Genomic DNA, 10,427 nt, shown 5'->3' on the forward strand with positions numbered 1-10,427 from the left:
ATCTTGTTATTCGTTAGGCGCTAAAATGGTTATGACTCCCCGCGCGTAAGGAAGGCGAGCCGGCCAGCGCAAAGCGCCCCGCCAGTTGACGAAACGCGACCGAAGCGCCGGCCAGCGGGAACGCGTCGACCACGGCCCGCCCCAGGCGCGCCGCCCGCTGCAGGTATTCGTCGGCCGGCACCGAGCCCATGGACACCAAGTTGACTGCCAGGTAACGGCTCGCTGCTTGCGCCATGTTATCGTATACCACCTTTGCTTCCGTTTCGGAAGCCCCGGTGACGAGAATTCCGAACGGACGCCGGCCCAGCTCCTGGTTCAGGCGCTTGATCATGCTGTAGGCGGCCGTGATCGAGCTGGCGTTGTTGGAAACTTGCACCACGATTTCGGCGCTGGCCATGACGGGCACGGGGAACGGGCCGCCATCGAATTCGCCATCGACGATCACCATGCCGGTCTGCTTGACCAGCACGTCGAACGCCTTGGCCAGGCGGCGCGCCTCGTCCGGGCCGCAGCGCGCTTCGCCGCGCGTCATGGACGCCACGGCAAAACCCTGCGGCGCCTGGTACAGCACCTGGTTCAGGGCGCACTCCTGGCGCGCCACGTTGAGCAGGCTGGCGCCGCCGTCCACGCCCAGGCGCGAGGCGACGCCATGGCCACCGGCGCAGGCATCCATCAGCAGCACGTCGTTGCCGGCGCGGGCCAGCGAGGCGCCCAGGTTGACCAGCATGGCGGCCTTGTCGTCTTGCGGCGTGGCTGACAGGAAGGTGACGATGCGTGGCGTGGGGCCGGCCAGCATCCGGCGCAGGCCTTCGGCCTGGTCGAAATCGAAATTAGCCAAGGCGCACCTCGCGCAGCGAGCTGTCGGCACCGGCGTTGGACATCAGCAGCGGCAATTCGGCATCGAGGTACTGGCCGGGGATGGCGTCGCGCTTGAGCTTGAAGGCGCGGTCGATCAGCCAGGCCGGGTCGGCCAGGTGCAGGTCTTCCGGCACGCGCTGGCCGTTCGACACATAGAACAGGTTCAGTTTCTGGCGGATCACCACGTCGAGTACGTTGCCGATGGCGGCCGCCTCGTCGAGCTTGGTCATGATGCAGCCGGCCAGGCCGCTGCCCTGGTAGGCCCGCACCACTTCGTTCAAGGTTTCCTGGGTGGCCGTCGCGTTCAGGCACAGCAGGCGTTTGACGTCGGCGCCGGCCCCTTGCAGCATGGCCACCTGTTCCGTCACCATCTGGTCGCGCTGGCTCACGCCCACCGTGTCGATCAGCACCGTGTGCTTGTTCTTCAGTTCCTTCAAGGCGATGCGCAGGTCCGCTTCGTCCTTCACCGAGTGCACCATCACGCCCAGGATCTTGCCGTAGATGCGCAACTGCTCGTGGGCGCCGATACGGTAGGCGTCGGTCGTGATCAGGGCCAGCTTGTCGGCGCCGTGGCGCATCACGCAGCGCGCGGCCAGCTTGGCCGTGCTGGTGGTCTTGCCCACGCCGGTGGGCCCCACCAAGGCGAACACCCCGCCCTGGTCGATCAGGGCATCCTCGTTGGCCATGGCGCTCAGGTTGCGGGTCAATACCGTCTTAATCCAGCGCATGCTGTCGGCCGCGTCGCGGCTGGCCGGCAGTTTTTCGATCAGGTAGCGCGCCAGGCTGGCGGAAAAACCGGCCGCCAGCATTTCGCGCAGCACGGCCGCCTTGTGCGGTTCGCGCTGCTGGGTCGACCCCCAGGCGATTTCGGCCAGCTGGGTTTCCATCATGCCGCGCATGGCACGGATTTCATTCATCATGCCGCTCATTTCGGCGGCCGCGTTCTGCTTGGCGCTGGCCACGGCGGAGGCCACCAGTTCCGAAATGCGCTCCATGTCAAGCGCGGCGGCGCGCGGCTGGGCCGGCGCAGGCGCCGCGGCGGCGGCCGTGGCCGAGGCGTACGAGGATGGCGAGGCGACCACGCGGCGCGCCGGCTGCGCCGGCATCATGGGTGCGGGCGGCGACAGGTCCAGCTGAGGGCGCGGTGCGGCCATCGGCGAATGGGGCGCGGGGGCCGCCAGCGAGGCGGCATCGTCGTTGGCCAGGGCCAGGATTTCCACCACGCCATCGGCCTGGCGGTTGGACAGGATCACGGCGTCGGGACCGAGCGCCTCGCGCACCTTGCGCAGCGCTTCGCGCGAGGTGGGGGCGGTGAATTTCTTGACGTTCATGGCCGGCTCCCCTGGATCAGGGCAGCACGCGGATTGGAAAGTGGTTTGGCCATCATCATCGACTCCTGTTACTTGAGCGCTGCGCCTTCGACATGAGGCGCCTTTGCTCTGACAGTGCCATTATTGACGATGCACCATGGAAACGATCCGACGAACAGGGGTGGAAATGGGCCGTATTTCACCGTTGCCCGGCGCAATGCCGGGTATCAACGCCACTGGCCTGGCTGGCATGGAGCTCAGCTGCGGTTGAACACATCGTCCAGGCTGGCACCGCTGAACAGCTTCCTGGCCCAGGCATCGAGTTCGGCGCTGCCGGCGGCGGCCAAGTGTGCATGCACCAGGGGCGGTACGCTGCCGAACCGGGTTTCGATCAGCAAGGCCAGCATTTCAGCGCGCCCCTCTTGCCGCCCCTCTTGCCTCCCCTCTTGCCGCCCCACCTTCAAGCCTTCCCTGCGGCCAATTTTTCGGCCTATCTTTTCGATCGAAGTGACATATGGCATGGGCTCTCCCCTTTCCAGCATCCGGATTTCGCGCCACAAATCCAGTTCCAGCACCGTCGGCAAGCGCATCATCCAGTCGATCAACGAGTACAAATCTATGATACTTTGTTTGCTCCAGTCCCGCCCATACAACAAACGGGCCAGGCGCCGTTTGGCCGCATGGCGCCGGGCGGCATCGCCACGGGTTTGCTGCGTCAGCAAATGGGCCGCCACCACCAGCGCAAAGGGATTTGCCTGCGTCAGCAACGCATCCAGAAATGGCGCGTAATCGGTCAACTTGGCCACTGCAAAGGTGAAGCGCAGCTCGCATCCGAGCAAACTGTAGACAAACGACCGCGGCCGCCAGCTGGCAACGCGATCGGCCAGCACCGCCAGGCTGGCGACGGGACGTCGAAAGCGGTCGAACACACGGTAATGATAGGTGAATACGCGCTCGGAAAATTTACTCTCGCGCCGTCCCTGCACCTCGATATGCACCAGCACCCATTGCTGCGCACCAGCGCAGGTATGCACTTGCACCAGCTTGTCGACCAGCCGCTTACCCAGTTCGCCATCGCGCGCCAGCTGCGCCAGTTCCTGGTCGAGAAAAACATAAGGCCGCGACCAGTCTATGGCGGCATGGGCGCGTGGGAAGAAAAACGCCATAAATTCGGGAAAGTAACGCGTTACCGCATCCTTCCAGGGCGTGTCGTAGTCGTCGGATGCAATGGCCATGGCGCCAGTCTAGTCCGGGCGCACAAGTGCCGCCTGCGGACAGCGCAAAGGACGAGCGAAGCGGACGGCCGGCCCGGCCGCCGCCCGTCAATTTCAAGCCGGCTGGCCACCCACCAGCGACGTCACTCGGATGGTTTTCGTTTCCGGGATTTCCGCATGCGACAGCACCTTCAGTTGCGGCAAGGCACGGCGCAGGAAGCGCGACAGCAAGGCCCGCAGCGGCCCCGGCACCAGCAACACCGGCGTCAGGCCCAGCGCTTCCTGCTGGGTGGCGGCCGACTGGGCCTGCTGGGCGATGGTGTCGGCCAGGCCAGGTTCGATGCCGGCGCCGTCCGGGCCGCTGGCGGCCAGGGCCTGCATCAGCAAGCGCTCCAGGCGGTTGTCCAGCGTCATGACCGACAGCTCGGCCGCACCAGGGAACAGCTGCTGCACGATGGCCCGCCCGAGCGCGATGCGCACCAGCGCCGTCAGGTCGTTCGGATCCTGGGTGTGGACGGCGTGCTCGGCCAGCGTCTCGATGATGGAGCGCATGTCGCGGATGTGCACGCCTTCGACCAGCAGGTTCTGCAGCACCTTCTGCAGCGTCGACAGCGACACCATCTTCGGCACCAGGTCTTCCACCAGCTTGGGTGCATCCTTGCCCAGGTGATCGAGCAGGGCTTGCACTTCGGCCCGGCCCAGCAACTCCGAGGCGTGGGTGGTGATCAGGTGGTTCAGGTGGGTGGCCACCACCGTGCCCGCGTCGACCACCGTGTAGCCCATGGTCTGGGCCTGGTCGCGCAGGCCGGCGTCGATCCAGGTGGCCGGCAAGCCGAAGGCGGGATCGGTGGTCACCAGGCCGGGCAAGGTGCCGCTGGCCATGCCGGGATTGATGGCCAGGAACTGGCCGTTGAACGCTTCGCCCGTGCCCACCTCCACCCCCTTGAGCGTGATGCGGTAGGCCGACGGCTTCAGTTCCAGGTTGTCGCGGATGTGCACCGGCGGCGCCAGGAAACCGACTTCCTGCGCGAACTTCTTGCGGATGCCCTTGATGCGCTTGAGCAGTTCGCCGCCCTGGGTCTTGTCGACCAGGGGAATCAGGCGGTAGCCCACTTCCAGGCCCAACGTATCGACCGGCATGATGTCCTGCCAGCTGGCCTCTTCCTGCTCGGGCGCGGCCGGCGGCGGCGCCTCGGGCGCGGCCTCGGCGGCCGTGGCGGCCGTGGTGGCGCGGCGCGTCAGCAGCCAGCCCGAGCCGATCAGGACGCTGGCCAGCAACAGGAACACCAGGTTGGGCATGCCGGGGATCAGCCCCATGCCGCCGATGATGGCGCCCGTGATGTAGAGCACCTGCGGCTTGGCGAACAGCTGGCCGATCACCTGGGAGCCGATGTCCTGCTCGCTGGCCACGCGCGAGACGACGATACCGGCCGCGGTGGAAATGACCAGCGACGGGATCTGCGCCACCAGGCCGTCACCGATGGCCAGCAGGGTGTAGTTCTTGAGCGCGTCGGCAAAGGTCATGTCGTGCTGCAGCAAGCCCACCAGCAGCCCGCCCACCACGTTGATGACGGTGACCATGATGCCGGCCACGGCGTCGCCGCGCACGTATTTGCTGGCACCGTCCATGGCGCCGTAGAATTCCGCCTCCTGCGCCACTTCGCTGCGGCGGCTGCGGGCCTCGGCCTCGCCGATCAGACCGGCGTTCAGGTCGGCGTCGATCGCCATCTGCTTGCCCGGCATCGCGTCCAGGGCGAAACGGGCGCCCACCTCGGCGATCCGGCCCGCACCCTTGGTGACGACGGTGAAGTTGATGATGGTGAGGATGATGAACACGACGATACCGACCGTGTAGTTACCGCCGATCAGGAAGTGACCGAACGCTTCGATCACCTTGCCGGCCGCGTCGGCGCCCGTGTGGCCTTCCGTCAGTACCACGCGGGTGGAAGCGACGTTGAGCGACAGGCGCAGCATGGTCGATACCAGCAAGATGGTGGGGAAGGCCATGAAGTCGAGCGGCTTGACCGTGTACAGGCTGGTCAGCAGCACGATGATGGCCAGCGCGATGTTGAAGCTGAAGAACAGGTCCAGCACGAAGGCCGGCAGCGGCAGCACCATCATCGCCAGCAGCATGATGATCAGGATGGGCGCGGCCAGGCTCTTGTTGGCGCTCTTGGACAGGCCCTGCATCCAGGCCGGCAGTTTGATGTTGTTCAAGGCGTTCATGCAGGTGCTCCGTTATTCGTATCGTTGGGCTTGCCGTGCCGGCTGACGAAGGCCGGGTTGAGCGGATCGAGCTCGGGCGGCACGTCCAGTTTGGTCGGGGTGTCGGGGCGGTGGCCGCCCTGCTTGCTGAACACGCGCAGCTGGAACACATAGGCCAGCACTTCGGCTACGGCCGCGTACAGCGCTTCGGGGATCTCGTCGCCGATTTCCGTATGCTTGTGCAGCGCGCGCGCCAGCGGCGGCGCTTCCAGGATGGCGACCTTGTTTTCCCTGGCGATCTCGCGGATCCTGGCCGCCACTTCGTCCGTGCCCTTGGCCACCACGCGCGGCGCGCCGCGCGCACCGTCGGCGTACTTGAGCGCCACGGCGTAGTGGGTCGGGTTGGTGACCACCACGTCGGCCGTCGGCACGTCGGCCATCATGCGGCGCTTGGCCATCTCGCGCTGCATCTGGCGGATCTTGGCCTTGATCTGGGGATTACCGTCGGACTCCTTGGACTCCTGGATCATTTCCTGGCGCGTCATCTTGAGTTTGTTGGCGTAATGCCAAATCTGGTAGGGACCATCGATGGCGGCGATCAGGCCCAGGGCGCCGACGATGAACAAAAAGCTCATGGCGATCATGTCGAGCAGGTGCACGCTGCCCAGCTTGAGCGGCTCCACCACCAGGCCCAGCACGGCATCCTTCTGCCTCATCACGACCAGCCAGGCCACCAGGCCCACCACCAGCGTCTTGGCGATGGCTTTCAGCAGCTCCACCAGGGCGTTGGCCGACACCAGGTTGGCCAGGCCCTTGGCCGGATTGAGCTTGCCGAAATTGGGGGCCACGGCCTTGCCGCTGAACAGCCAGCCGCCCACCAGCAACGGCGAGGCCAGCGCCACGGCCATCACGGCCAGGCCCAGCGGCATGCAAGCCAGCAGCACGCGGCCGATGTCCATGCCGATGCGCGTGAGCAGCACGTCGGCATGGAAGATCTGTTCCTGGTCCAGCGCCAGGCCCGACACCATGACCGAGCGCAGCTGGCGCACCAGCGAAGAACCGGTCAGCCACAGGCCGGCGCCGGCCACCATCAGGACGGTAAACGTCGCCACTTCCCGCGATCGGGGAACGTCGCCTTCTTCCCGCGCCTGCTCGAGGCGCTTCGCTGACGCCGGTTCTGTCTTTTCTGCGTCGCTGTCTTCAGCCATCGCCTGCTCCTGTGGATACGCTAGTGATTATGGACGATATTGCCGCAGGGCTATTCGCGGAACAGGCTGGCAAAGGTGGCTTATTTCCCCGTCCCGGACGCAGCGGCGCGGGTTACGGTCTGGTCGATGGCGCCGAACACGGACTTGCCGTCGCCGCCCAGCATCTCGATCCGTATCGTGTCGCCGAACGCCATGTAGGGCGTGACGGGCGCGCCGCCGGCGATGGTTTCCAGGCAACGCTGTTCGGCGATGCAGGAATAACCGCGCTTGCTGTCCTTGTTCGACACGGTGCCGGAGCCGACGATGCTGCCGGCCCGGATGTGGCGCGATTTGGCCAGGTGGGCCAGCAACTGGGGAAAGTTGAAGATCATGTCGACCCCGGCATGGGGCTGGCCCACCAGCGTGCCGTTCCACGTCGAGCGCAGCGGCAGGTGCACCTTGCCGCCCTTCCAGGCGTCGCCCAGCTCGTCGGGCGTGACGGCCACCGGCGAGCAGCTGGTGGCCGGCTTGCTCTGCAGGAAACCGAAGCCCTTGGCCAGTTCGTCCGGTATCAGGTTGCGCAGCGACACGTCGTTGACCAGCATCAGCAGGCGGATCTGCTGGTAAGCCTGGTCGGGCGTGGCGCCCATGGCGATATCGTCCGTGATCACGGCCACTTCCGCTTCGAAATCGATGCCCCACTCTTCATGGAACAGGGCGATGTCGTCGCGCGGGCCGAGCAAGGCATCGCTGCCGCCCTGGTACATGAGCGGCTCTTCCCAGAACGACGCCGGCAGCTCGGCGCCGCGCGCCTTGCGCACCAGCTCCACATGGTTGACGTAGGCCGAGCCGTCGGCCCACTGGTAGGCGCGCGGCAGCGGCGCCATGCAGTTGGCCGGGTCGAACTCGAAGCTGCGCCGCCCGCGCCCGTGGCTCAGTTCCTGGTACAGCTGCTCCAGCTGGGGCGCGATGAAGGCCCAGTCGTCGAGCGCCCGTTGCAGGGTGGGCGCGATGCCGTCGGCCAGCTGCGCCGTTTTCAGGTCGCGCGCGACGACGGCCAGCTGACCGTCGCGGGTGCCGTCTTTAATCGTGGCAAGTTTCATGACAAATCATGGGAAAAAGGATGGGGCCGTGCCGCAGCGCGGCGGCACGGGCGGCGCGCAGGGCGCTTATACGGGCGCCAGCAAGGCCAGCTGTTCAGGCGTCAGGTAGCACCATTCGCCCTCGGCGATGCCGAGCGATTCCAGTTGCAGGGTGCCGATGGCCGAACGGTGCAGCGCCTTGCAATGGTTGCCGGCGGCCGCCAGCATGCGCTTGACCTGGTGGTACTTGCCCTGCTCCAGCACGATTTCCAGCTGGTGCACACCGCGCTGCTCGCACACGAGGGCCGCCAGCGGCGCCGGTTCATCGTGCAGCTGGACGCCGGCCAGCAGCTGGGCCACCAGGGCCGGCGTGACCGGATCCTCGGTGGTGGCCTGGTAGACCTTGGGTACGTGGCGCTTGGGCGAGGACTGGGCGTGGATGAAGGGGCCGTCGTCCGACATCAGCAGCATGCCCGTGGTGTCATGGTCGAGCCGGCCCACGGGCTGCACTTCGCGCCACGTGAATTGCTCGGGCAGCAAGGTCAGCACGCCGGGATGGTGGCTGGGCTTGCGCGAACATTCGAAATTGGCCGGCTTGTTGAGGGCCAGGTACAGGTGCTCGCGGTACACCCATTCCTCGTCGAACACGGTCAGCACCAGGCCGTCCGTTTCCACCGTGGTGCGGTAATTGTCCTGCACCTGGCCGGCGATGCTCACTTCGCCGTCCTCGATCAGGGCGCGGCAGTACTTGCGGGTACCGAAACCCTGCGATTGCAGGATGCGGTCTAGGGATAATTTACTCATGGCGAGACTTTAACAGATGCGGCTGCAAGCGTGAAGGCAAGCGCCCCGCCGCCGGCCGGCTGGCTGGCCGCCTGCCGGACTCAGGATCGACGGCTGCCAACGCCCCGCGCATCATTGACGCAAATCAATAAGTCCCCCGTTTGACGTTGATACACTGAAACCTCATTAGGAATCGGCCTAACAGCGATTGGGAATAATGGAAGAGGTTGTTAGGCCGGCCTGCTGCACGTCCAAGGAAGCATCATGCGCAAACTTGCCCGCCCCCACCAGCCCGCCGCGCCCGGCGGCCCAGCCATGCCGGCCCTCGTCGACCCGCGCCAGCGCGCCGCCGCCGAAGCGGCCGCCGCCCACCGCGCCCGCCTGGCCTTGTCGCGCTGGTGCAGCGGCGACACGCCGGCCGCCCTGAAAACGGCGGCCGCCCTCCACCCCGGTCCGCAAGCCCAGTGGCATGCGGCCCTGCAGCGCCAGTTCAACGCCTGGCTGGAAGCGGGCGGTTTTGCGGCCCAGGAAAGGGAAGAGGAAAAACACGTGCAGCCAACGGCGGCACCATTGAAAACAGCGGCATTGCGCCGCTGTTCTCAGCCCCATTGCGGGACTATTGACGAGGAATTGAAATTCTCTCTACTCCGCATACGCGATGCGGTTGAGTAGTTCCATCAACTGCTTTGCAAGACAGTGCTGACAACAAACTAAACTGTTAATCTGGCCTCCCTTGGAAAGAACTACACCACTACTATAGACCAAGGTGAGCGATATACAAGGCGATTCCAGACCGGATTAATAATGTTAATCGTCCTGCCACGCGCCCCTTAATGCAGCATGGGCCGCGCCCCCGCGACCACGGACTTGACGGCGCCGGCGCCCATGGCCGCGCCGAATTTCTTCAGCACCCGCTCCGGCAAGCCTTCATGCTGGGTGTAATCGATGATGTCTTCCGCCTTGACGATGTCGCGCGCCACGCTGTCGACCGTGCCCAGGCCGTCGGCCAGGCCCATGTCGATGGCCCGCGCGCCGCTCCAGAACAGGCCGGAGAACATGTCCGGCGTCTCCTTCAGGCGCTTGCCGCGGCCCGTGCGCACCACCTGGATGAATTGCTGGTGGATTTCGCCCAGCATGGCCTGGGCGTGCTGCTTGTGTTTTTCCGTCAGCGGGCTGAACGGGTCCATGAAGCCCTTGTTCTCGCCAGCCGTCAGCAGGCGCCGCTCGATGCCGGCCTTTTCCATGATGCCGGTGAAGCCGAAGCCATCCATCAGCACCCCGATCGAGCCGACGATGGACGCCTTGTCGACATAGATGCGGTCGGCGGCGGCCGCGATGTAATAGCCGCCCGAGGCGCAGATCTCGTCCACCACCACGTACAGGGGCTTGGCCGGATAACCCTTGCGCAGGCGCCGGATCTCGTCGACGATCATGCCGGCCTGCACCGGGCTGCCGCCGGGGCTGTTGATATGCAATACCACGGCCACGGAACCGCTGTCGGAAAACGCCTTGTTCAGGGCCGGGATCACGACGGCGGCCGAGCCGCTGCCTTCGCTGTCGATCTCGCCGTCGATCTCGATCAGGGCCGTGTGGCGGCCCAGCGCCTCGCCGTCCACGCCGGGCCAGCTGAAGTCGAAATAGGCGGCCAGCCCGACCAGTATCACCAGCAGGCTCAGGAACTTGAAGAAGATGCCCCAGCGGCGGTGTGCGCGCTGTTCCTTCAGTGTGGCGAACACCAGCTTTTCCAGCACGTCGCGTTCCCAGCTGGAGGGGGCGGCGGCCGGCTTG

Annotated in this window: 9 protein-coding genes; 1 reads left to right on the forward strand and 8 read right to left on the reverse strand. The window is 65.8% G+C overall.

Annotated features, from left to right (window positions below; all coding sequences use genetic code 11):
* Positions 1–13: 13 nt before the first annotated feature.
* The 7 genes from AC3WOS_RS25210 to AC3WOS_RS25240 form a co-directional block, all read right to left on the reverse strand.
* Positions 14–838 (reverse strand): MinD/ParA family ATP-binding protein, encoded by an 825-nt coding sequence (locus tag AC3WOS_RS25210; RefSeq protein ID WP_492719641.1) that lies wholly within the window; start codon positions 836–838, stop codon positions 14–16.
* Complete coding sequence (flhF, locus tag AC3WOS_RS25215; protein WP_492719642.1) at positions 831–2,189, reverse strand: flagellar biosynthesis GTPase FlhF; 1,359 nt, start codon at positions 2,187–2,189, stop codon at positions 831–833. The genes AC3WOS_RS25210 and flhF overlap by 8 nt, the downstream gene beginning before the upstream one ends.
* 236 nt (positions 2,190–2,425) lie before the next feature.
* Positions 2,426–3,403, reverse strand: a complete 978-nt coding sequence (locus tag AC3WOS_RS25220; RefSeq protein ID WP_492719643.1) for an RpnC/YadD family protein — start codon at positions 3,401–3,403, stop codon at positions 2,426–2,428.
* Between the two features lie 93 nt (positions 3,404–3,496).
* Entirely contained in the window at positions 3,497–5,608 is a 2,112-nt protein-coding gene (gene flhA / locus AC3WOS_RS25225; RefSeq protein ID WP_492719644.1) for a flagellar biosynthesis protein FlhA, read from the reverse strand.
* The gene (gene flhB, locus AC3WOS_RS25230) at positions 5,605–6,795 is read right to left on the reverse strand and encodes a flagellar biosynthesis protein FlhB (protein WP_492719646.1); all 1,191 of its coding nucleotides are present in this window, start codon (positions 6,793–6,795) and stop codon (positions 5,605–5,607) included. The genes flhA and flhB overlap by 4 nt, the downstream gene beginning before the upstream one ends.
* A gap of 80 nt (positions 6,796–6,875) precedes the next feature.
* Positions 6,876–7,877, reverse strand: coding sequence for a fumarylacetoacetate hydrolase family protein (locus AC3WOS_RS25235; protein ID WP_492719648.1), 1,002 nt, complete (start codon positions 7,875–7,877; stop codon positions 6,876–6,878).
* Positions 7,878–7,943: 66 nt separating this feature from the next.
* The gene (locus AC3WOS_RS25240) at positions 7,944–8,660 is read right to left on the reverse strand and encodes a pseudouridine synthase (RefSeq protein ID WP_492719650.1); all 717 of its coding nucleotides are present in this window, start codon (positions 8,658–8,660) and stop codon (positions 7,944–7,946) included.
* Between the two features lie 243 nt (positions 8,661–8,903).
* Here AC3WOS_RS25240 and AC3WOS_RS25245 point away from each other — a divergent pair, with 243 nt between their 5' ends.
* Complete coding sequence (locus AC3WOS_RS25245; protein WP_492719652.1) at positions 8,904–9,311, forward strand: hypothetical protein; 408 nt, start codon at positions 8,904–8,906, stop codon at positions 9,309–9,311.
* Between the two features lie 158 nt (positions 9,312–9,469).
* Here the strand turns inward: AC3WOS_RS25245 and AC3WOS_RS25250 are convergent, their stop codons facing one another.
* A complete protein-coding gene (locus AC3WOS_RS25250; RefSeq protein ID WP_492719655.1) occupies positions 9,470–10,390 on the reverse strand; it encodes a S49 family peptidase in 921 nt (306 codons plus the stop codon).
* Positions 10,391–10,427: the final 37 nt, after the last annotated feature.

The organism is Rugamonas sp. FW305-51 (genome assembly GCF_058786935.1).

Coding starts and splice junctions, on each gene's coding strand:
- flhF (WP_492719642.1), bottom strand. CDS start 2,189: ATGAACGTCAAGAAATTCACCGCCCCCACCTCGCGCGAAGCGCTGCGC.
- AC3WOS_RS25220 (WP_492719643.1), bottom strand. CDS start 3,403: ATGGCCATTGCATCCGACGACTACGACACGCCCTGGAAGGATGCGGTA.
- flhA (WP_492719644.1), bottom strand. CDS start 5,608: ATGAACGCCTTGAACAACATCAAACTGCCGGCCTGGATGCAGGGCCTG.
- flhB (WP_492719646.1), bottom strand. CDS start 6,795: ATGGCTGAAGACAGCGACGCAGAAAAGACAGAACCGGCGTCAGCGAAG.
- AC3WOS_RS25235 (WP_492719648.1), bottom strand. CDS start 7,877: ATGAAACTTGCCACGATTAAAGACGGCACCCGCGACGGTCAGCTGGCC.
- AC3WOS_RS25240 (WP_492719650.1), bottom strand. CDS start 8,660: ATGAGTAAATTATCCCTAGACCGCATCCTGCAATCGCAGGGTTTCGGT.
- AC3WOS_RS25245 (WP_492719652.1), top strand. CDS start 8,904: ATGCGCAAACTTGCCCGCCCCCACCAGCCCGCCGCGCCCGGCGGCCCA.